Source organism: Arenibacter echinorum, assembly GCF_003259375.1.
GTDB lineage: Bacteria > Bacteroidota > Bacteroidia > Flavobacteriales > Flavobacteriaceae > Arenibacter > Arenibacter echinorum.
On record NZ_QLLN01000004.1, the window covers coordinates 398,615 to 421,738 of the forward strand.

Annotated in this window: 19 protein-coding genes and 1 tRNA gene; 9 read left to right on the forward strand and 11 right to left on the reverse strand. The window is 40.0% G+C overall.

Annotated features, from left to right (window positions below; genetic code table 11):
* Nucleotides 1-276: 276 nt before the first annotated feature.
* Nucleotides 277-699 (forward strand): DUF6326 family protein, encoded by a 423-nt coding sequence (locus tag LV92_RS12110; RefSeq protein WP_111623907.1) that lies wholly within the window; start codon nt 277-279, stop codon nt 697-699.
* A 102-nt stretch (nt 700-801) separates the two neighbouring features.
* Complete coding sequence (locus LV92_RS12115; RefSeq protein WP_111623908.1) at nt 802-1,428, forward strand: DUF4386 domain-containing protein; 627 nt, start codon at nt 802-804, stop codon at nt 1,426-1,428.
* Between the two features lie 437 nt (nt 1,429-1,865).
* Here LV92_RS12115 and LV92_RS12125 read toward each other — a convergent pair.
* From LV92_RS12125 to LV92_RS12145, 5 genes are all read right to left on the reverse strand, one after another.
* Nucleotides 1,866-1,939 (reverse strand) — tRNA-Asp (locus LV92_RS12125).
* Between the two features lie 74 nt (nt 1,940-2,013).
* Complete coding sequence (locus LV92_RS12130; RefSeq protein WP_111623910.1) at nt 2,014-2,943, reverse strand: DUF58 domain-containing protein; 930 nt, start codon at nt 2,941-2,943, stop codon at nt 2,014-2,016.
* Nucleotides 2,944-3,141: 198 nt separating this feature from the next.
* Nucleotides 3,142-3,459, reverse strand: coding sequence for a thioredoxin (trxA, locus tag LV92_RS12135; RefSeq protein WP_031442126.1), 318 nt, complete (start codon nt 3,457-3,459; stop codon nt 3,142-3,144).
* 162 nt (nt 3,460-3,621) lie between these two features.
* On the reverse strand, nt 3,622-8,058 hold the full coding sequence (gene dnaE / locus LV92_RS12140) for a DNA polymerase III subunit alpha (protein WP_111623911.1): 4,437 nt from the start codon (nt 8,056-8,058) through the stop codon (nt 3,622-3,624).
* A gap of 154 nt (nt 8,059-8,212) precedes the next feature.
* Nucleotides 8,213-8,680: a ferritin-like domain-containing protein gene (locus tag LV92_RS12145; RefSeq protein ID WP_245946370.1), complete on the reverse strand. Its 468-nt coding sequence runs from the start codon at nt 8,678-8,680 to the stop codon at nt 8,213-8,215.
* Nucleotides 8,681-8,950: 270 nt separating this feature from the next.
* On the opposite strand from LV92_RS12145, the gene LV92_RS12150 reads away from it, so the two are divergent.
* The 6 genes from LV92_RS12150 (at nt 8,951) to LV92_RS12175 (ending at nt 14,469) form a co-directional block, all read left to right on the forward strand.
* Nucleotides 8,951-9,541, forward strand: a complete 591-nt coding sequence (locus LV92_RS12150) for a 30S ribosomal protein S16 (protein ID WP_111623912.1) — start codon at nt 8,951-8,953, stop codon at nt 9,539-9,541.
* Nucleotides 9,542-9,554: 13 nt separating this feature from the next.
* Nucleotides 9,555-10,082 carry a ribosome maturation factor RimM gene (rimM, locus tag LV92_RS12155; protein WP_111623913.1) on the forward strand — a complete coding sequence of 176 codons (528 nt, stop codon included), beginning with the start codon at nt 9,555-9,557 and terminating at the stop codon, nt 10,080-10,082.
* A 217-nt stretch (nt 10,083-10,299) separates the two neighbouring features.
* The gene (locus LV92_RS12160; RefSeq protein WP_111623914.1) at nt 10,300-10,887 is read left to right on the forward strand and encodes an SET domain-containing protein; all 588 of its coding nucleotides are present in this window, start codon (nt 10,300-10,302) and stop codon (nt 10,885-10,887) included.
* Nucleotides 10,888-11,024: 137 nt separating this feature from the next.
* Complete coding sequence (locus LV92_RS12165) at nt 11,025-12,452, forward strand: sulfatase family protein (protein WP_111623915.1); 1,428 nt, start codon at nt 11,025-11,027, stop codon at nt 12,450-12,452.
* 51 nt (nt 12,453-12,503) lie between these two features.
* Nucleotides 12,504-13,217 (forward strand): tRNA1(Val) (adenine(37)-N6)-methyltransferase, encoded by a 714-nt coding sequence (locus tag LV92_RS12170; protein WP_111623916.1) that lies wholly within the window; start codon nt 12,504-12,506, stop codon nt 13,215-13,217.
* A 73-nt stretch (nt 13,218-13,290) separates the two neighbouring features.
* The gene (locus LV92_RS12175; RefSeq protein ID WP_111623917.1) at nt 13,291-14,469 is read left to right on the forward strand and encodes an acyl-CoA dehydrogenase family protein; all 1,179 of its coding nucleotides are present in this window, start codon (nt 13,291-13,293) and stop codon (nt 14,467-14,469) included.
* A gap of 86 nt (nt 14,470-14,555) precedes the next feature.
* Here LV92_RS12175 and LV92_RS12180 read toward each other — a convergent pair whose 3' ends face one another.
* The 5 genes from LV92_RS12180 to LV92_RS12200 all read right to left on the reverse strand — a co-directional run bounded on the left by LV92_RS12180 (nt 14,556) and on the right by LV92_RS12200 (nt 21,098).
* Nucleotides 14,556-15,056, reverse strand: coding sequence for a heme-binding domain-containing protein (locus LV92_RS12180; RefSeq protein WP_111623918.1), 501 nt, complete (start codon nt 15,054-15,056; stop codon nt 14,556-14,558).
* A 361-nt stretch (nt 15,057-15,417) separates the two neighbouring features.
* Nucleotides 15,418-16,791, reverse strand: coding sequence for a GH1 family beta-glucosidase (locus LV92_RS12185; protein WP_111623919.1), 1,374 nt, complete (start codon nt 16,789-16,791; stop codon nt 15,418-15,420).
* 17 nt (nt 16,792-16,808) lie between these two features.
* Nucleotides 16,809-17,804, reverse strand: a complete 996-nt coding sequence (locus LV92_RS12190) for a glycosyltransferase family protein (RefSeq protein WP_111623920.1) — start codon at nt 17,802-17,804, stop codon at nt 16,809-16,811.
* Nucleotides 17,805-17,841: 37 nt separating this feature from the next.
* Nucleotides 17,842-18,702 carry a UDP-2,3-diacylglucosamine diphosphatase gene (locus tag LV92_RS12195; protein ID WP_111623921.1) on the reverse strand — a complete coding sequence of 287 codons (861 nt, stop codon included), beginning with the start codon at nt 18,700-18,702 and terminating at the stop codon, nt 17,842-17,844.
* 353 nt (nt 18,703-19,055) lie between these two features.
* Nucleotides 19,056-21,098: a response regulator gene (locus LV92_RS12200; protein ID WP_111623922.1), complete on the reverse strand. Its 2,043-nt coding sequence runs from the start codon at nt 21,096-21,098 to the stop codon at nt 19,056-19,058.
* 453 nt (nt 21,099-21,551) lie between these two features.
* Here LV92_RS12200 and LV92_RS12205 point away from each other — a divergent pair, with 453 nt between their 5' ends.
* Nucleotides 21,552-21,974 carry a tellurite resistance TerB family protein gene (locus LV92_RS12205; protein ID WP_111623923.1) on the forward strand — a complete coding sequence of 141 codons (423 nt, stop codon included), beginning with the start codon at nt 21,552-21,554 and terminating at the stop codon, nt 21,972-21,974.
* A 48-nt stretch (nt 21,975-22,022) separates the two neighbouring features.
* On the opposite strand, the gene fbp is transcribed toward LV92_RS12205, so the two are convergent.
* A complete protein-coding gene (fbp, locus tag LV92_RS12210; protein WP_111623924.1) occupies nt 22,023-23,030 on the reverse strand; it encodes a class 1 fructose-bisphosphatase in 1,008 nt (335 codons plus the stop codon).
* Nucleotides 23,031-23,124 lie beyond the last annotated feature (94 nt).

Sequence of the window (23,124 nt, forward strand, 5' to 3'; positions counted from 1 at the left end):
TCGATGATAACCCCATTTTCAATCAATTTCTCATCTGGAAAACCTATAGCACATCTTTTCATAACCATGCTTAACCTGATGAATATCATTGATTCGTTTTTATTTGAGAGATACATTTACTTAAGGACCATATAGTTAGAAAATTTTAAAGCGTTAGCGTCGTAGATATGAATGTGAATACTACTATAAGAAGGGCTAAGAAGAAAGTATAGATAAGGCTTGGTATAAAACTCATTTAGCGGTTTGCATTTCACTATATAACAGTAGAATATAATCATGTTGGAAAATCTAAAAATTAATGTGAAAATCAAGCTTGCTTTGTATTGGATAGCTCTGATGTTCTTATATATCTATAACGATATATTGTCTTTGTATCAGCCTGGTCATGTTGCAGAACTCGCAGAAGGCCACTCGCAAGGGGTGCAATTTACCCCGCCAATCTTGATTGGTGCGGCCGTGCTCATGGCTCTTCCAGGCATAATGGTATTACTTTCAGTAACGATAAAGGCGCGAGCAAATCGCTTGGTGAACATTATTATGGCCATATTTCATATTCTTGTGCTAATCGCCACACAATTTATTGGCGAGGGGGAAACCTGGTTGTATTGGCGGTTATATGAGATATTGGAATTGACACTTTTATTGCTGATTATCAGATTGGCCTGGAAGTGGCCACACACTACAAAGAACCTTGAATAAAAATGGCTCAAATTGAAATATATTTTATTCAATCGGAAAAGGGAAAAAAGTAAAGGTGAAAAAGCTATTATAGTGTGAAGCCCACAAGTAAAAATATGAAATATGAAAATTGGTATTCTAAATCTATCACTAAGAAAAGCAGCTGTAATCGTTGGCATTGCCTTCATCACTTCAGTTTTTATCGTAACTATAGTTGATGATTTTCTTTTAGCCAATTTTGTAGTCCCGGGCGATACCGAAGCATTAGCCCAAGATATTGAGGGTAATGGAAGACTATTTGGTTTTGCTGTTATAGGTTATCTACTAGTACTTACCCTTGATGCTATTATTGGTCTCGCCCTATATGTAGTTCTGAAACCGGCCAATAAGGATCTTGCGTCGCTAACGGCAGTTCTAAGGTTGCTCTACGCCTTTACTGTGATCATTGGAGTGTTTGCCCTGGCATTTCAAACAATCGATGTTTACGGCTATGCATCCCTAAAACTTGTAGGATACATATTTTTTACCTTACATATCCTTGTTCTTGGTTATACGGTTCTCAAGTCGGGCTATATCCCAAAAAGCCTTGGCATTTTGTTGGTTGTTGCATCGTTTACATATATTGTGTTTTTTGTAGATCTTCATCTACCTGAAACACTTAATTTAACAATAATGTTAATGATGTTTATGGCGGAACTTTCACTAAGCATCTGGCTTATAGTGAAAAGAAAAAGACTCCCTGAAAATTAATTTTAGTGAAATTACAATTAGAGCCTCGAGGTATTGTTAATTAGGAATGAAAAAAAACTTGATTGGTTTAAGTGAAAGTATGAAAAATCAAGAAAATAGCAGTTATCGATGAATAGGAGATATCTTTAAAGAAAAGCAAACGACATATAACACAGGCTTTTATGAAAAGCCTTATGTCAGTACCGTAAAACGGCCGTTTTCTGATACACTTTTCCCAGAGCGGAGCATCTTGGATGAGAGTGTCCCATTTCTGGTCTTTTTTAGTAGTCTCCTTAATTAGCATTTTATGGGACAACTATTTAATCAAGAAAGTGACAAAAGAAGTTATTCAACTAAGAAATTATCGTAATTAAAAAAATGAAAATTTGTTGTACCTATGTTGTACCCATCTGAAAACAAAAAGGCCTCCAATCTCTTGAAGGCCTTTGTTTACTAAGCGGTCCGGACGGGACTCGAACCCGCGACCCCCTGCGTGACAGGCAGGTATTCTAACCAACTGAACTACCGAACCGTGGCGTTTAGCGAGTGCAAATATACACCCCTTATTTAATTGCACAAACAAATTTTTAAAAATAATGCAAGTTTCTACATAAATTTTTGGCGCTCCACCATAAAGGTGTTCATTATCAGGGAGAAACTATCCTTTACATCTACCTCCACATATTTAATTTTATATTGGGCACATTTTAGTCGCAATTCTGAAAAATAGGATCCTACTTCTTTTTCATAGGCCTCTTTTACCGAATCGGCATAAAGATCAATATGATTCCCTGTTTCCACATCCAGAAAACGCTTGGGAGTATTTTCAAAATCAAAGGAGTATTCGGTTTCCTTGTCCATGATATGGAAAAGAATAACCTCATGTTTATTGTACTTTAAATGCCGTAAGGCATCGAACAATTGTCCGTCATCCCCAGAAGATTGAAACATGTCGGTAAAAAGTACAATTAAACTCCTTCTTTTTATCTTTTCGGCAATCTGGTGCAAATAGGTATAGGTCTCGGTCTGCTGAGCCGGTTTTGTTTCCTGACTAATCTCGCTTAATTTTGCCAACAACATTTGGTGATGCCTTTCACTACTCTTTTCCGAAGAATAGAAATTATATTGGTCGCTATAAACACTTAAGCCCACAGCATCGCGCTGTCTTTTAAGTATGTTCATCAATGAGGCAATGGCCAGGACCCCAAAACCAATTTTATTAAGGTTTTCAAGACTTAACTTACCAACCTCCGGGTAATACATAGAGGCCGAATTGTCCAAGATCATATGACATCGCAAATTGGTCTCCTCCTCGTAACGCTTTGTATATAGCTTATCCGTCTTGGCATACAGCTTCCAATCTATATGCTTGGTGCTTTCCCCATTATTATAGATTTTGTGCTCTGCAAATTCTGCGGAAAATCCATGAAAGGGACTTTTGTGAATACCACTGATAAATCCTTCCACCACTTGGCCTGCCAATAATTCCAGATTCTGGAACAAACTCGCCTTATGTAGTTCGGATTGTAGGTTCATTTAGCTAAGATAATGAAGATATCGACTTATTGGAAAATAGAAGCCCTCAAAAAAAGGCAGGCCATATAAAATAAGCTATAGTGAACTCCAATTTTCTGGAGTTTCAAACATTTTTTCGTTAGAAATTAGACATAAAAAAATCCCGCTAAAAGCAGGATTTTTTTATCATTTATATTCCCCTTCGGGAATCAGTGAAGACTAAAGTAATGCATCAATAGCATCGGTATATACCTTTTTAGGGGAAACACCAACCTGTCTGTTAACGATTTCACCATTTTTAAATACCAATACCGTAGGAATATTTCTTACCCCGTATTTCGCGGCAAATTCTTGGTTGGCATCCACATCTACCTTACCAACAACGGCCTTACCATCATACTCGGTACTTACCTCATCGATTATTGGACCTACCATTCTACAAGGACCACACCACGCTGCCCAAAAATCCACTACTACTGGTTTATCACTTTTTAAAACTACCTCATCAAAAGTAGCATCTGTTATTTCTAATGCCATGTTTCGTTGTTTTTAAATATTATACAAATTTAGACAATTATTTTGCCTTTTCCTTACTAAGACTATATTCGTTTTGACTATGGTTAAATTGATAAAACCTATTGTTTTTTAACATATTGGACTTTAGTGCAATTTCCAACCCTTACATCAGCTTTAAAACCTTTAGTTCAACTTGTAATGTACGTCTTTTTCATTGAGCTGAAGGAGTAATTCACTCGATATTTGAATTTTTTGTTTTCTACAGGTCATGTTTACTTTTATCTGCTCCTCCATCTCATATACCACAAAACTTAAGGGATGATCGCCCTTATGCGATACCAAAGTATCCTTAAGGTCCAATATGCTTTCCTCCTTCAATTGGGAAATATCCAACTTAATGGTGAGTTTTTTGGCAAAGGTTTCCATAACGTCCTGCAGCATCATAATCATATTAAACTGCATCCTGGGATCTCCTTTTTTTCCGGTATCACGGTTCATCCAGCCTTCGCGTACAAACACCTTGACGTATGCAAAAGAATTGATCATCAGGAAATGGCGATACTTCAAGTACTCTTCCCCGAACATTCTAAATTCAAAAGTGTCAGTATAATCCTCCATGGTGAACATGGCCCATCCTTTTCCATTTTTGGAAACCCTATGCTGCACATCGGTAATTACCCCAGCAAAGGACACCTCTCTATTTATTATCGTCTCCAAATCATTTAAAGCGGAAAGACTCGCATTGCAGAAGGCCTTTATCTCTGCATTATAATCGTCCAAGGGGTGACCGGAAATATAGATTCCTACTACTTCTTTTTCCCTTCGTAATTTTCCCATGGTACCCCATTCCTCACAGGGTGGCACCACAGGTTCTGGAATCTGAACGTCACTGGCCTCTCCAAAAAGACTTACTTGTGAAGAATTCTCATTCTCTTGAAATTTGGCCCCATACTTCACGGCCTTTTCCAAAAAGGTTATGCCGTCCCCCTCATCATAAAAATATTGTGCCCTATGGGTGTCCCCAAAGGAATCGAAACCTCCTGCAACCGCAAGATTCTCAAAAGCCTTTTTGTTGGCTGCCCTTAAATCGATGCGTTTGGCCAAATCAAAGACAGATTTATATGGTCCGTCTTTCTTTCTATTCTCTACGATGGTTTCCACCGCTCCACGGCCAACCCCTTTTACGGCCCCCATACCAAAACGGACAGCCCCGGCATCGTTCACCGCAAACTTATAGTAGGATTCATTCACATCTGGACCCAATACTTCCAGCCCCATGCGCTTACACTCTTCCATAAAGAAGGTAACCTGCTTTATATCGTTCATGTTGTTGGAAAGTACCGCTGCCATGTATTCCGCAGGGTAATGCGCCTTACAGTATGCGGTCTGATAGGCAATCCAGGCGTAACAGGTAGAGTGCGACTTGTTAAATGCATAGGCTGCAAATGCCTCCCAATCCTTCCAAATTTTCTCTAATTTGTCAACGGCATGACCTTTTTCAGAAGCCTGCTTTATAAACTGAGGCTTCATTTTATCCAGTACATACTTCTGCTTTTTCCCCATCGCCTTACGCAAAACATCGGCCTCACCCTTGGTGAAATCTGCCAGCTTCTGCGAAAGGAGCATCACCTGCTCCTGGTAGACCGTAATCCCGTATGTTTCCGCTAAATACTCTTCACAGGCATCCAGGTCATATATAATTTCTTCGGTACCATGTTTACGGGCAATAAAACTGGGAATATATTCCATGGGACCGGGACGGTACAAAGCATTCATGGCGATAAGATCCGCAAAAACGGTAGGTTTTAACGCCCGCAGGTGTTTTTGCATCCCGGGAGATTCATACTGGAACACCCCAACGGTTTCCCCACGCTGGAAAAGCTCGTAAGTCTTTTCATCGTCCAAGGGAAAATTCTCTGGATCCAATTCTATACCGTGTTTGGCCTTTACTATTTTAACGGTATCCTTGATCAGGGTCAAAGTTTTTAACCCCAAGAAATCCATTTTTAGCAAGCCGGCACTTTCTACCACAGAGTTGTCGAACTGGGTACAATACATTTCGGAATCTTTTGCCAAGGCTACCGGAACGAACTTGGTAATGTCATCAGGCGTAATTATTACCCCACAGGCATGTATACCGGTGTTACGCACGGAGCCTTCCAAAATATAAGCCTGGTTAAGTGTTTCCGATTCCAGACCATCACCTTCGGAAATAGCTAGCAGCTCATTGATCTTGATCAGTTCCTCGCTATTGAATTTTTCTTTTAAGGTTTTTTCATCGACCCCAATAATCTTTTTCAACTTGGACATATTGGGAATAAGCTTGGCCATACGATCCGCATCCCCAAGCGGCAGATCCAATGCCCGTGCCGTATCCCTGATAGATGACTTTGCCGCCATGGTACCATAGGTGATGATCTGGGCCACCTGATTGGCACCGTATTTATCGATTACATAATCCATTACCCTACCACGGCCTTCATCATCAAAATCAATATCGATATCGGGCATGGATACACGATCCGGATTTAAGAATCTCTCAAAAAGTAGATCGTACTTAATAGGATCCAAATTGGTTATCCATAGGCAATAAGCAACTGCGGAACCCGCTGCGGAACCCCGACCGGGACCAACGGACACATCCATTCTACGTGCGGCCCTAATAAAATCTTCCACAATCAAGAAATAACCCGGATATCCGGTCTTCTCAATTACCTTAAGCTCAAAATCGAGTCGCTCATCAATTTCAGGGGTAATTTCACCATATCTCTTTTTGGCCCCTTCATAGGTTATATGACGCAGATATTTATTCTCTCCACGTTTTCCTCCATCCAATTTATCCTCTTCGAACCTAAACTCCTCGGGAATATCAAAAGCAGGTAACAACACGTCGCGGGCAAGGGTAAATGTTTCTACTTTATCTATAACCTCCTGAATATTGGTAATCGCCTCAGGAATATCCTTGAACAGGTCCTTCATTTCATCGGAGGACTTAAAGTAATATTCCTTATTGGGCAAGCCATATCGGTAACCGCGACCGCGACCTATAGGCGTGGCCTGTTTTTCACCATCTTTTACACAAAGTAGAATATCATGCGCATGCGCATTCTCCTTTTCCTGATAATAGGTATTGTTGGTGGCAACCAATTTAACATTGTGCTTTTGCGCAAACTGTATCAATACCTGGTTTACGCGGTCTTCATCCTCCTGACCGTGACGCATAATTTCCATATACAGGTCATCCCCAAAAGTCTCCTTCCACCAAAGCAAGGCTTCCTCTGCCTGATTCTCCCCAACGTTCAACACCTTACTGGGCACTTCACCGTAAAGGTTTCCCGTTAGTACAATGATATCCTCTTTGTATTGCTCTATCACCTTCTTATCTATTCGCGGAACATAATACTTCCCATCTACAAAGGCAATAGATGACATTTTTGCCAAATTTAAATACCCATTTTTGTTTTTGGCAAGCATTACAATTTGATACCCATTATCCTTCTGGGATTTGTTGGTGTGATCTTCACAAACCTGAAATTCACAACCTATAATCGGCGTAATCTCCACCTCTGGTTCCGGAAGTTCCTGCAAGGGCTCTTGGCCTTCTTCCAAGGTTCCGTTTACAGTGGCTTCATAGCGCTTTAAATTTTCTTCGTTTCTAGCAACAACTCCCTTGTTATGGTTAATGACCCCATTAACAAAATGAAAGGCCCCCATCATATTCGCGTGGTCCGTCATCGCCACCGCTGGCATTTTAGCTTTTGCAGTTGCCGAGATCAAAGCGGGAATACTAATGGTAGATTGCAGAATGGAAAACTGGGTATGGTTATGGAGATGGGCAAAGTTTGCCGTTTCCAAAGTGGCCAAATTTTCCTTTATTTCTTCCTTGGATATTCCACCTGTATCCTTTTCCCATAGGGCATCGGCTATTTTTTTTGATGCCTTTTTTAGGTTGATGTGCTTTAAACCTATTAATTGTATTTCTTGCGGATTGGCCTCGGAGAAATTTTTAAAATAATCGGGCTTAACATCCAATTGCTCGGCCGTGAATTCCTTTTTACGAACCAATTCCAAGAAGCAACGGGTAGTTGCCTCCACATCCGCGGTGGCATTGTGCGCTTCTCCAAAAGGTTCTCCAAACAAGTATTGATGCAGTTCTGTTAAGGTCGGTAATTTAAACTTACCACCCCTTCCACCGGGAATCTGGCATAATTGCGCCGTATGCTCTGTACAGGTATCCAACACTGGCAATTCCTGCAAAGAGTTCTCTACCTGGTACCTGTGGAACTCGGCCCCCATAATGTTAAGGTCGAATCCCACATTCTGGCCTACAACAAACTTTGTTTTGGAAAGCGCCGTATTAAATTTTTCCAATACCTCCCCGATAGGAACCCCTTGTTGCTGGGCCAACTCCGTAGAAATCCCATGAATTTGTTCCGCATCATAGGGAATATTAAATCCATCCGGCTGCACCAAATAATCCTGGCTCTCCACCAAATTGCCCATGGCATCGTGCAATTGCCAAGCAATTTGTATACAACGCGGCCAATTGTCGGTGTCCGTGTAAGGGGCATCCCAACGTTTGGGTAATCCTGTGGTTTCCGTATCAAAAATAAGGTACATAGAGTGGGTTTATGTGATGGGATTGGAAGTGGTAAAAATAAGGAAATAGCCCATAAAGGGAAAGGGCATTTATCAGGAGTTATCAACGTTACAAAAAGCAAAGAACCAGATGTTTCCATCTGGTTCCTCTATATTAACTTTAAACTCTTGGATCTTATGCTATTCGTTCATGAATATTGGCCACGGTCAAGGAAGATCTTATGGCGTCCCTCTGCCTTATCAACATACTTTCCGTGGATGGCGGAAGTACAACTCCCTTATCATATAAAATCTCGTTATATTCCTCAAGACTTGCCTTTTCCCCACGCTCTACTTCTTCCAGTAGCTGTTCTTTTTCATTGGAGGCCACGGCCGCTTTAAGATTCATCCACGCTCTGTGCATGTCCCCTTTTATGCTTCCGTCCTCTTCCGGCAATTCCCCATATTGCAAAATTTCATTTTTAAGCTCTTGGGCAAATTCTCCACGTTGTGCCGCCCTGTCCTTTAAGAATGTATGGATCGTTGGATTGTCTATTTTATCCATTGCCAATTTAAATCCTTTTTCGGCATCATAATTTTTTACCAATAGATTATTTAATCCGTCTGAAATTTTTTCTGAATACTTCATATTATCTCTCTTCATTTTTAATTAGTTATTATGGGTAGCGACTTTCGCCAACCCATGTAATAAACTATAAAAATTGCAAACAACGCCAAATCTGAATGTAGCTTTAGCCCAAGTTTAACAGCTTTTCTTAAGAAATGTTAAACTATTTGCGGACAATAATTGAATTTTAGCCCAAATTTTTGATAACCACATAAAAAGAAATATTATATTTGCACCCGCTTAGGAAGAACCTAGCGAAAAAAGAATTAATAACCAAGGGTCGGGCACCCTACAAATTAATGTGATATGCCAGTTAGAATTAGACTACAAAGACACGGAAAAAAAGGAAAACCTTTTTATTGGGTAGTAGCTGCGGATTCCCGCGCTAAAAGAGACGGTAAATACTTGGAAAAATTAGGTATTTACAACCCAAACACAAACCCTGCAACCATTGAATTGGATGTTGATGGTTCTGTGAAATGGCTACAGAACGGTGCACAACCTTCTGAAACTGCAAAGAGAATTTTGTCTTACAAAGGAGTACTTTTAAAACATCATTTATTGGGTGGTGTTCGTAAAGGTGCCCTGACCGAAGAGCAAGTTGAAGAAAAATTCAATGCTTGGTTGGAAGAAAAAGCAAACATAGTTGGCTCTAAGGTAGATGGTTTGGCAAAAGCGGAAGCCGATGCTAGAGCCAAGGCCTTAAAAGCTGAGAAAGAGGTTAACGAAAAACGTATGGCCGCTGCTGCAGAAGCAGAAGCCCCAGCTGCTGAAGAAGTAATTGAAGAAGCTGCTCCTGTAGTAGAAGAAGTTGCTGAAGTGGCTGCTCCTGAAGTAGTATCCGAAGATACTGCTGCACCGGCTGAAGCTCCAGAAGAGACAAAAGAAACAGAATAGCTAATAGCAAACGATGACAAAGGAAGAGTGTTTCTACCTCGGTAAAATCGTTTCTAAACATAGCTTTAAGGGAGAGGTACTCATTAAATTGGATACCGACGAACCCGAATTGTACGAAAAACTGGAATCAGTATTCGTTTCCCTCGGAAGCAATCTGGTTCCTTTTTTTATTGAAAAAAGTCAACTTCACAAATCCAGCCTATTGCGCGTGCGATTTGAGGAGGTTGCCGATGAATCGGACGCAGATAAGGTAATGGGCTCCGAAATATATCTCCCCCTTAAATTTTTGCCCAAACTAAAAGGCAATAAGTTCTATTACCACGAGGTAATTGGCTTTGCCATGGAAGACAAGGTCCATGGAAATATAGGAAATATCCAAAGCATTAACGACACCACGTCCCAAGCCCTATTTGAGGTTGAAAAAGGGGACAAACAATTACTTATTCCGGTAAGGGATGAGATAATAGTTAAAGTGGACCGTGAAAACAAGACTATTTTTATTGACACCCCGGAAGGATTGGTCGACCTTTATTTATCCTAAACTACCCCCCATTTTAATTTTTCTCCCGCTATAAAACGAATGATAATTTTACCTATCTTTCTTTATTGCATTACTGATTGATCGGGCCAAATCCAAAAATATTTTACTATTTGGATTTAGCTAGTCAAATTGTTTATAGGAGGAAACTCTTTAAGGCATTATGATATGTAAATGGAAATAATTATTCAGTATTCACGAGATTATTTTATGCGTTAAAATGATTCATCCTAAAACAGAATTACAATTCATCAATAAGGAAATTGGCTATGGAGTAGTAGCCACAGAATTTATTCCAGCCGGAACCATAACCTGGGTATTGGATAAGCTGGACCGCGAATTTGCCCCGGCCGAATTGGAATCCTTGGAACCCCTTTATCAGTCCATTTTGGATACTTACACCTTTAGGGACAATAAGGGAAGATATATACTTTGCTGGGACAATGCCAGATACGTAAACCACAGCTTTAATTCCAACTGCCTTACTACGGCCTATGATTTTGAGGTGGCCATAAGGGATATCCATGTAGGGGAACAACTAACGGATGATTACGGATATTTGAACATTCCACAACCCTTTAGGGGAATTGATGAGGGAACAAAACGAAAGGTTGTATATCCGGATGACCTATTAAAATATTACAAAGTATGGGACAAAAAACTACAACTCGTGTTTCCGAAAATCCCAAAGCTGGACCAACCCTTAAAGCCCCTGATTACAGAAAATCTCTGGAATTTGATAAGCTCTATTTCCGAAGGCAAAAAAATGATGGACTCCATTAAAAACAACTATTACAACGGGGATTAGCGATAACTACGACCTCCCCTATACTGCACCGTTAAATGTTTGGTTTCGGCACTTTCAGCTATTAGGGCATAACATTTCAAAATATTATTTTAGCTTTATCAAATCTGTACTACAGACATTCATTTAAAACTAAAATAATGCACAAGAATCTACACTTGCTTATACTTTCTTTGGTTTTATTTTCCTGTACGGAAAAGAAAAAAGAATCGCAACCCAAAGTTCCACCCAATGTAATTTTGATTTTTACCGATGATCAAGGGTATCAGGATATAGGTACTTTTGGTTCGCCCAATATTGAAACCCCGCATTTGGACCAAATGGCAAAAGAAGGGGTAAAACTTACCAGCTTTTACTCCGCACAACCCATTTGTTCCGCTTCAAGGGCAGGAATATTGACCGGCTGCTACCCCAACCGTATTGGCATACACAATGCCTTGGGACCAGGTAGCCCCATAGGAATAAATGCATCGGAGATGACCATAGCGGAAATGTTGAAAAACATTGGATATAAAACCGCCATTTTTGGAAAATGGCATTTGGGCGATAGCCCTAAATTCTTGCCTACAAGACATGGTTTTGATGAATTTTTCGGCATCCCCTACTCCAATGATATGTGGCCCTACCACCCACAGCAGGGCACCGTATTCAATTTTGGGCCGCTTCAATTATTTGAAAATGAAACCGTACTGGACACGCTTACAGATCAGTCTCAACTTACAACCCAAATAACAGAAAAAAGTGTCGATTTTATCAACAGAAATAAAAACAATCCTTTCTTTCTATATGTGCCCCATCCACAGCCGCATGTACCGCTTTTTGTCTCCGACAAATTCAAAGGGAAATCTAAAAGGGGACTATACGGTGATGTCATTATGGAGATCGACTGGTCTGTGGGTGAAATACTGGCTGCTTTAAAAGAGAATGGACTGGAAGATAATACTTTAGTAATCTTTACTTCGGACAATGGACCCTGGTTGTCCTATGGCAATCATGCCGGAAGTGCATTGCCGTTTAGGGAGGGCAAAGGTACGGCTTGGGAAGGTGCACAGCGAGAGCCCTTTATTATGCGATACCCCAAAAAGTTAGCTCCTGGAAAAACCATAGACGTACCAGTAATGGCTATAGATATTTTACCTACCATTGCAGAAATTACCGGTGCCCGACTGCCAAATTTAACTATCGACGGAAAAAGCGCCTTGACCGTGTTCACAGGGGAAAGCCAAGAGAGTCCGCAAGAAGCTTATTTCTTTTACTATAGAATAAACGAACTAATGGGGGTCCGCTATGATAAATGGAAAATGTATTTCCCCCATACTTACAGGACCATGGATAGACAAGAGCCGGGCAAGGACGGACTTCCGGGAGAGTACCGAATGATAGAGATGGAAGAAATAGAACTTTATGACGTTACAACGGATATAGGCGAGACCAACAACGTGGCCGAAGAATACCCCGAAGTGGTAGATAAAATTAAGATCCTTGCGAATGACATACGCCACGAATTAGGCGATTCACTTCTCGATCTGGAAGGCACCAAAAACAGGGAGGCAGGAAAAGCAGAGTAAACAAACCCATCTTCCAACAGCTAACTAGAAATCCAAAATAAAAGAATTTTTATGGCCAAGCCCTTCCTATTTAAACAATTCCAAATACATCAGGATCGCTGTGCCATGAAAATAGGAACCGATGGAGTTTTGTTGGGAGCCTGGACCTCCCTACAGCAGCAACCGCAGTCTATTTTGGATATAGGTGCTGGGACTGGGCTTATTGCTTTGATGTTGGCACAAAGAAGCCATGCAGAAACCATTGACGCTATAGAGATCAATGAAGATGCCTATGAGCAATGTGTGGACAATTTTGAAAGCTCCGAATGGGCCGATCGCCTATTCTGTTACCACGCCTCCCTGGGTGAGTTTGTTGATGAAATGGACGACAAATACGACCTTATTGTTTCCAATCCACCTTTCTATTCGGAAATGGTTTCTAGTGGAGATGAATCCCGGGATATGGCAAGACAGAATCAATCCCTCCCTTTTGATGGTCTTCTGGGCGGAGTTGCCCAACTAATGTCCCTCAACGGAACCTTTTCAACTATTATCCCTTACAAGGAAGAGGAGGGCTTTTTGGAAATGGCCCAAAAGCTCGACCTTTTTCCAAAACGGGTAACAAGGGTGAAAGGAAATCCTAAATCAGAAATAAAACGCAGTTTAATTGAATTCCAGTTTGGGGATATAGCAGGTACTACTAGCGATCTAACTATAGAATTGGAGCGACATAAGTACACCCAGGATTACATTGATTTGACCAAAGATTTTTATTTAAAAATGTAACAACTATAGTTTCTGGTGTTATATTTTTAAATAAATCCTTTAATTGTTTATTTTTGATTCTAAAATTTATTCTATGCGACCCGATTTGTTTGAAGCTCCTGACTATTACAACTTAGACGACCTTTTATCCGAAGAACATAAATTGGTGCGCGATGCTGCCAGACAGTGGGTTAAAAGGGATATTTCCCCCATCATAGAAGAATATGCCCAAAAAGCAGAATTCCCTAAGCAAATTATTAAGGGCTTATCCGAAATTGGTGCTTTCGGACCCTATATCCCAGAAGAATATGGAGGTGCCGGTCTGGACCAAATTAGCTACGGGTTAATAATGCAGGAAATAGAACGAGGCGATAGTGGGGTACGTTCTACTGCCTCGGTACAATCTTCTTTAGTGATGTATCCTATTTTCGCATATGGCAACGAGGAACAGCGCCAAAAATACTTGCCTAAACTGGCCTCTGGGGAATATATGGGTTGTTTTGGATTAACGGAACCCAACCATGGTTCCAACCCTAGTGGCATGGAAACAAGGTTTAAGGATAAAGGCGATCATTATCTGTTGAACGGTGCCAAACTTTGGATTTCAAATTCTCCTTTTGCGGACATTGCCGTAGTATGGGCCAAAAATGAAGAAGGGCGTATCCATGGACTAATTGTAGAGCGGGGCATGGAAGGTTTTTCCACACCCGAAACCCACAATAAATGGTCATTACGTGCTTCTGCTACGGGAGAATTAATTTTTGACAACGTAAAAGTCCCTAAGAAAAATCTCTTGGCTGGAAAAAGTGGACTTGGCGCACCACTTGGTTGTCTGGATTCTGCCCGTTACGGAATTGCCTGGGGAGCCATTGGTGCTGCGATGGATTGCTATGACACCGCTTTGAGATACGCCAAGGAACGTATCCAGTTTGGAAAACCTATAGCTGCCACCCAATTGCAACAAAAAAAATTGGCCGAGATGATTACAGAAATCACCAAAGCACAATTATTGGCCTTCCGATTGGGGCAATTGAAAAATGAAGGAAGGGCCACCACGGCACAAATCTCAATGGCCAAGCGCAATAACGTGGAAATGGCGATCAAGATAGCCCGGGAAGCCCGACAGGTTTTGGGAGGCATGGGCATAACTGGTGAATATAGTATTATGCGCCATATGATGAATCTTGAAAGTGTCATCACCTATGAGGGCACACATGACATCCACCTACTGATTACAGGTGCGGACATTACCGGATTACCAGCTTTTCAATAGGCATGTTATGCCCCAATACAATAATTAAATTGGAAGCTCTGAGAAATCCCTTTACCCAGCTATGTAAATTTAGTTGTTGCTATACCCTATTTTGTTGGCCTAGGCTTCCTTACCAAACTATCCGCAGGATAAGTAGTCTTTAAATATGCCATTTGCGCCTTGGACCAATCCAAAATTTTATCCCGTTGTTCAGGGGTGAGCTTAGCCTCTGGATGAAGTCCAAAATAAGTATATGAGGGTATTGGCATTTCTTTTTCATCCACCATTTCTACAATTTCTTCGAATTTGTGGTATTGAATGGCCAAAGGTAACTTTGTGAAATTGGAAAAATTCAAATGTCTTTTACCGTCTACAACATGACTGTTTAAGAACCAAGCTGCTGGCTGAAAGTTGGAATACCAAGGATATTCTGTTTTATTGGAATGACAATCATTACAGGAAACTTTCAACAAATGGTTTACATCCCCAGGAACCTGGTAGTTCTTGGAAATGTCATAAGCATTGTCGTTCGATTCATTTTTTTCGGGTCGGATAAACTGGATCAGGATCAATACTACTCCCAGCCCTATCAAAATTTTTTTAAGCATAATAAAAAATATTGGTTAATGATTAATAAAGTAAATTATAAGTTGTAGGCCGTGTACTAAGGTAATATATTTTTGGTATTGACGCTCATTTCAGAAAATGGTTTAATAATTAATATTAAACTAACTAATTGAATATCTTATGATAACATCTTCAATAACATTAAAACTTAATTTTACCCTAACCTAATAAAGGATACGTTCTTATAATTTGATTTGAGTTAGCTACTCTAAACCGATGGTCTCATCGGTTTTTTTGTTTCCCAAAGTCAAGCTCTTTTTCTGGTCGAAAAATTCCGATGTAGTCATAAAACCTTTTCCAAAAAAAATGAAATCTGCTGAGCATTATTTAGAAGAAGACCTTTTAATACAAAATCTTTATGGAAGCCAGAAAATCGCTAAACCATTGTCCCGAAGACTTTATAATTCTTTTCTGATTTTCAAAATCGATATAAACCAGCCCAAATCTTGGGTGATACCCTTCGGCCCATTCAAAATTGTCCGTAAACGTCCATACAAAATATCCGTCTACCCTAAGTCCTTCCCTTTGTGCTTTGTGCACCTGCTTCAAATAAGCCTGTAGATAGGCAAGCCTTTCTTTGTCGTGTACCCCACCTTTGTAGATTTCATCTGCAAAGGCAGCTCCGTTTTCAGTAATTACTATTTTTTTTACTCCTTCATAGCCATTAAATCGTTTTATCATTTTAAAAATACTGGGCGGATAGACTTCCCAGTCCATTAGGGTAGCCCTAACCTTGCGCTTACTCGCCTTTACTATTTTAGCCCTGATATAGGGAACAAAATAGGAATGCTTTACTTTTTCGCGGGTGTAATTTTGGACCCCTACAAAATCGAAATCAAATACGGAATTTTCAGCGTCCCCCGGCAATATATATGGCTGTATACGTTTTAAAACTGGGATCGTATCCCAAGGGTACCCCATTCCCAAAGAAGGTTCTATAAAGAGTCGGTTGAGCATGGCATCTGCCCTTTCTGCCGCCTTAAGATCCCTGCTATTGTTCCTATAAGGTGATATTTGGGAACAGGAGAAGGTAGTGCCAATATTGGCATTGGCCACCAAATTGCGTAAAATCCTACCTCCTGCAGCCTGACATAATACAGCGTGGTGAACCGAGGGCAAAAAATTTCTTAAGCCTTTCCTACCCGGCGCATGTACCCCTAGAAAATACCCAGCACCCGTAAAAACCATAGGTTCGTTCAATACCATCCAATTCTTGACCCTATCCCCAAAGCTGTTGGCGCAGACGGTTGCATATTCCTGGAACCACCCCAGAATTTCACGATTGGTCCACCCCCCTTTTTTCTCCAGCGCAAGGGGCAGATCCCAGTGATATAAAGTCACCCAAGGCGTTATACCACATTCCAGACAAAAGTTGATAACATCATTATAAAACTGAATTCCTTTTGAACTTATGGTTCCTGTTCCATTTGGCAGTATCCGGGACCAGGACAAGGAGAACCTAAAGTGGTCAATATTCATTTTTCTCATCAAGAGGATATCCTCTTGAAACTTGTGATAAAATTCACAGGCATCATTACCGTGCTGATTTTGGTAGGTATTCCCTTTCTTTGAGGTAAAATCGTCCCAAATGGAGGGCCCTTTGTCATGAACATCATGTGCCCCCTCTATCTGATATGCCGCCGTAGCTACGCCCCAAATAAAATCTTCTCCAAAGTCATTTGCTTGTAAATCAAAATAATCTGAATTTTTCGACATAATATAGCTAAGATTGCTTAACCAAGAACGGCCTCTTCAAGCAACTGGTCAATAATCTGTTCTGTGATATCCGGATAGTCTACCTCTATTTTAGCCTCGCTATCTACCCACTCTCTTAATTTGTCCACATGCTTATTTTTTAGGGATTTGATTACGGGAATCCCCAATTCTTTCAAGGCAGCGGAATTGCACTGCTGTTCATATTGTCCCTTCATGGGGATTACCATCAACTTCTTGCCCAGGTACAAAGCCTCGGCAGGGGTTTCAAAACCTGCACCGCACAATATGCCCTTGGCCGTGACCATGCTATTCACAAATGCTTCGTTGGTTATTGGCCTAATACTTATATTCTTGCCAAAAAATTCTACCTTATTGTGTTTGGAAAAAACTTCCCATTTAATATTGGAAATCTCTGAAAGGGTTTTCAATATCCTACCATCGCTGTAAGACGGCAGATACACGGTATAATGATTCCCCTCCTTAGCCTCGGCCGTTCTAATATCCTGTCTTATGATAGGGGTATAGATCCTATCCCCATAGGCTCTAAAATGCAGACCATACTGTTGGGTTGTGGGCGCATAGTTTTTTAGGATAAATTTCCCCATTAAGTCATTTTTGTCCGGCTTAGGGGAATTGGGTGAAAGTACCGCCGCCTGATGGCTAAAACTTATGGAAGGCTTATTTTTCAGTTTACATGCCCAGGCAGAAACGGGCTCAAAATCATTTATGACCAAGTCATAATCCTCTATAGGTACACTCTTTATCTCTCGCTGCAATCTAGCGGCATTGGACTTGAGATAGGTCCTCCATAAATTAACATTTCCTTGTTTGCCAAAAATAAAACTAAGTCCTTGAAGCTGATACTTCACCGAATGGGGAATCTGAATATCTGCTTGTATTCCACTTACGAGTATATCCAATTCCAATCCTTTTTTCTGTAGTGCGGGAATAACATCGCGCGCCCTACTTAAATGACCATTGCCAGTTCCCTGGATGGCATATAGTACTTTCATATTATTAGTGTTTTAAGAGATCAAATGAAGAGGACCATCATTTGTTCTCGGCGGAAGTCAAAAATTGAAATTCCCTCACCAAATTTTGAAAAAGTTGGTTTTTATCCAGGATCTCCATTGGCTCCATCATATTTTCATCATCATTGATAACCAAAACATCCTCCATGTAGTGGTATAACTTCCACTCCCCATTATTATATTCCAAACTAGTTAAATTCTCTATCCAATCCCCTGAATTAAGGTACATAACAGAACCCTTGGAAGTAGATATTTCCCTCATTTCTGGCTGGTGAATATGCCCACAAACCACATAATCATATTCATTTTCTATGGCGATATCGGCCGCAATCTGTTCAAAATCATTAATAAACTTAATGGCCGATTTAACACTGTTTTTTATCTTCTTGGACATGGAAACCGGTCCTTTTCCCATTTTTTTACTGCAATAATTTATGGCACTGTTCAACAAAATCAACATATCATAACCTGTAGCGCCCAACCTTGCGATCCATTTGGAATGTTGCATGGTAACATCAAAAACATCCCCATGAAACATCCAGGCCTTGCTACCATTGATCTCTAAAACCACTTTGTTGACAATACTAAAAGAGCCCAACTTAAAGCCTAGAAATTTCCTTAGCATTTCATCATGGTTGCCCGCTACATAGTGCACGGGGATTCCTTCCGCCACCCATTGCATAATGATCTTTACCACCTTCATGTGCGATTTTGGCCAGTAGCGCTTGCTAAATTGCCATATATCAATAATATCGCCGTTCAAAACCACTTCTTTTGGTTTTATCGACTTTAGATATTTTACCAATTCCTTGGCATGGCATCCGTAGGTACCCAAATGCACATCGGACAAAACCACTAGTTCCACAGGTCTTTTTTTCATGAAGTAATATTTGGTCGGTTTATTATTCGAAACTTGAAAGGAGAGCAAAAGGACCTGGATCCCGCGTTTAATAATTGGACCATGGTGGTCAATAATGAATCAGAAATAATTTTCATGCACAGAAAATCAATATAAATTCAAAGATTGCCATTTCAGGCTGATAATAAACTAAATATGACTTTAAAATTAGGTTATATGATTGTTAACAGACTGTTTTTCAAAGAGGCTGAAAGTACAATTAAGCTCCGCAATTATCACAAAAAGTAGCATAATGGAAGTTGTAAAGAAGAGTAAACAACTAAAGTTCAAGATTAGGAAATAGGCCTCAGGACAAAAAAATGGGGCTAAGGATACTAAACCCGAACAAGATATTTGGACAAATTCTGTCTAAGTTTATCAAATGTTATTGGCTTGGTATAATAATCGTTCATCCCAACCTCTTTGGCTCCTTGGATTGTTTCCTTGGTAACATCAGCCGAGAAACCAATAATAATAAGGTCTTTTTGGGTTTTTCTTATTTCCTCCGTAGCCTCAAAACCATCCATTTCGGGCATATGGATATCCATGAAGACCAAATCGTATTGGTTTTCGGCCACCGCCGTTACGGCCTCTTTACCATTGCCCACCCAATAGGTGTTTATACCAAAAGCATCCAAGGTCTTTTTGAGTACCATTACATTTATCTTGTTGTCGTCCACGATCAAAACCTTAAACCCGGTCAAATCTATACTATTGGAAATGGGCGCATTTGTTTCTGGTTGCATCTCGGTAATAGGGAAGGTAAGCGAAATCTTAAATTCCGTACCAACACTTTCTGTGCTGTCCACCTCAATATGACCCTCCAGTAGTTCTATGAGCAGATAAGTAATATACAGGCCTAGACCACTACCCTCATGTCTTTTGGTTATACCGGAATCTATTTGTGTAAATCTATCAAAAATGGTTTTTAGTTTACTTTTCGGAATTCCGATTCCAGTATCCCTAATGCCTATACTTATGTTTAAGTCACTATTTAGTATGGTCTCTTCGTACGTAATATCTATTCCACCCTTCTCTGTAAACTTTAGGGCATTTCTTAAAAGATTGGTGAGAATCTGATCAAACTTACCTATGTCCGCAATAACGTGGGTCTTGGAATCCGAGACGACATCCAAATTAGCGTAAAGCCCCTTAGCCTCAATACTGGGCTTATAAATACTAATAATATTCTGCAACTCTTCCGATGGGGAAAAGATGTCCTTTTTAAAGCTTATTTGGCCCGATTCTATTTTATCTATTTCCAGTATATCGTTCACCAGTAGAAGCAATTTTTTGGAAGAAACGTCCATCAAAGAAAGATATTCATGTAGGGAACTATCTATTTTGGACTCCTTTAGCACCTCAATAAAACCCATAATAGCATTTAAAGGAGTTCTAATTTCATGGCTCATATTGGAGACAAACTCGGTTTTTGCCTTGGAAGCTTTCTCCGCCTTGGTTCGTTCTTCCCTCAAGCTTCTATTGGCTACACGGAGCTTAATATTTAAATCCCTAAAACGTGTGTTTTCATTTCTGGAAGTTTGATAAAAATATGTCAACAAACTCATAAGTAGGGATATTAGGATCCCAAAAATTAAAATACTGGAAGAAGACTTATTTCTTTCGGCCAAAACGTCCTTATTGCGGGGCATTAAGTAAAAGGTCCATACCTGTTTATCATCCTGGTCCACCTCATAAGACCTAACATAGACCAAATCATCGCTAAAGTCGCTGGGTGAGGGGTCATTGAGACTATAAAAAGTGGTTCCCTTATCATCCTTTATTTCAATGGCATAATTATCCATTCCAGCGGACAACTTATCAAACGTATTCGTAAAATCCATTCCAGCGGTTATGGTTCCCTGAAATTTACCCTCAAAAAAAACAGGTACATCGAGTAATATGGAACTTCCGCCCTGTATCAAAGGTATCCAAGAGGTTAAGTTGGTCGTGGTATCACGCACATGCCTTAACCATTCATCACGTCGCGGATGGTTGGATAAAGTTCTGCCTACCACGGCCTCGTTACCCTTATTTGGTACAATCCTTTTGATAACCAGAGAACTATCGATCCATTCTACGAATTTAAAAGATTGATCTTCTTTTAGGATAAGTCTGGCGTCCTCTTCCCAATACTCAAAATAATCACCATTGGTCATCTCCAGCCTCTCCATAAGATTCTCCAGGACTATAATGCTTTTTTGGCCCGAAGACAAAAATCCCTGTGATTGGATATTCCCATTCACCTCTATGTCTTTCTTGAGCAGTTCCCTATTGGAATCCAAAGAGTTCTTCCAAAGTGCAATTACCACAATCATCAATAGGACAAAAACAGAAAAAGGATATATTATTTCTTTCTTTGGAATCTTAATGGACATATTAGGGGTGCTCTAAAGCTTAATTAATACAATTAGCAGTTGATATAGTCAAAGATATCACAATAAATAAAAAACACGTCTTTTTATTCGGCTTATAATATAAGGGTATTTAAAAAAGGCTTACCCCGCAAAAATTTAATAATGGAAATCGGCCAATTACGTACTAAATCCTGTTAATTAGATATTTACAACTATCTGTTGAAAGAAAATTCCATTTTACCAAGGTTTTGGGCCATCAGGTAGTACCAACCTCAAGGCAAAAAAATACATGTCGGCAAGTTAAATATACTTACCCTTGAATGGCTTGGGCAAACTGCTCTTTTTGACCAAAATTCCTAACACTTAGCCCCATGGCCGCAAGCTTCGGGAATGAAACCCCAATGAAATAATTAAAGAAATTCATAAATAAACTTTTCTAAAAATTTATATTTGTTGTAAATAAATATTATGAATATGTCTTATGTTGATTTATATAGTAGTGGTGCGCACAGAAGAAATTTAGCGCATTTTGCATCCATTGCTACTTTGGCCGCCATTGACGGCGAAATAAACTCCAAGGAAAAGGAATTATTGGACCGTTTTGCCAATAAGCTTGATATTACGGAGGATGAATATAAAGAGGTAATGAAATCGGATAACAAATATCCTATTAATCCACCTGCCAGTTCTGAAGAGCGTTTGGAAAGGTTATTCGATTTGTTCAGAATTATTTTCGTTGACAATGTAATTGATGAAGAGGAAAGAGCCCTAATCACCAAATACGCCATAGGTTTGGGGTACAGGTCGGAAAGTGCCAATCTCATTATTAAAAGATCTATAGATATTTTTACTGGAAAAATAGATTTCGAGGATTATTTGTACCTTTTGAAACACTAGGGTATTCCGATTGATATAATTTAGAAAAGGAGCTTTTGGCTCCTTTTCCTATTTTGTAGCCTGCATAAACTCCTCGGCCTTTTCTACCATTTTTTTGCTTCCACAGAAAAAGGGCACCCTTTGATGCAGTTCGGTAGGTTTAATGTCCATAATGGCGCCAAACCCATTACTGGCCTTCCCTTTGGCCTGCTCGGCAATAAACGCCATTGGATTACATTCGTAGAGCAAACGCAATTTACCTTCGGCTGCAACACTGCTCTTTGGATATAAATAAATTCCGCCCTTGATCATATTTCTATGGAAATCAGAAACCAGGGAACCAATGTATCTTGAGGTATACGGCCTATCCCCTTCCTCCTTTTGGCAATATTTTATGTAATCCTTTACACCTTGGGGGAAATGCACATAATTACCTTCGTTCACAGAGTAAATTTTGCCTGTTTCGGGAAACTCCATATTGGGATGCGAAAGATAAAAAGTTCCCAGGGCCGGATTTAAGGTAAATCCGTTTACCCCATCCCCAGTGGTATATACCAACATAGTGGAAGTTCCATAAACAATATAACCGGCCGCTATTTGTGCCCTGCCAGGTTGCAAAAAATCCTCAAGGGCAACAGGGGTACCAATAGGGGTAACCCTTCTATAGATGGAGAAAATAGTTCCTACCGAAACATTCACATCTATATTGGAAGACCCATCCAAGGGATCTATCAACACAATGTATTTATTTTGGTGCTGGTTATCACTACTATTAATACTGATAAAATCATCTTCTTCCTCAGAGGCGATCCCGCAGACAATTTCACGATTAATCAAAGTCTGAATAAATTTTTCGTTGGCCAAAACATCCAATTTTTGTTGGTCCTCGCCCTGAATATTGGTATCCCCTGCGGCCCCAATAATATCTACCAGTCCCGCCTTATTTACCTCGTGGTTTACTACTTTTGCCGCCAATCTAATAGCGTTTATAAGTTTGGAAAGTTCTCCGGAAGAATATTGGAAAGAAGTTTGGTTTTCAATAATGAATTCACCCAGGGTGGTATTTTTTCTATGCATTACAAAAGCTTTGTTTATTTGAGCACAAATATCGGTTAATTTGTGAAACTACAACGTTTTCGTAAAATATTGATTTTTTAAATTTATAACTTTG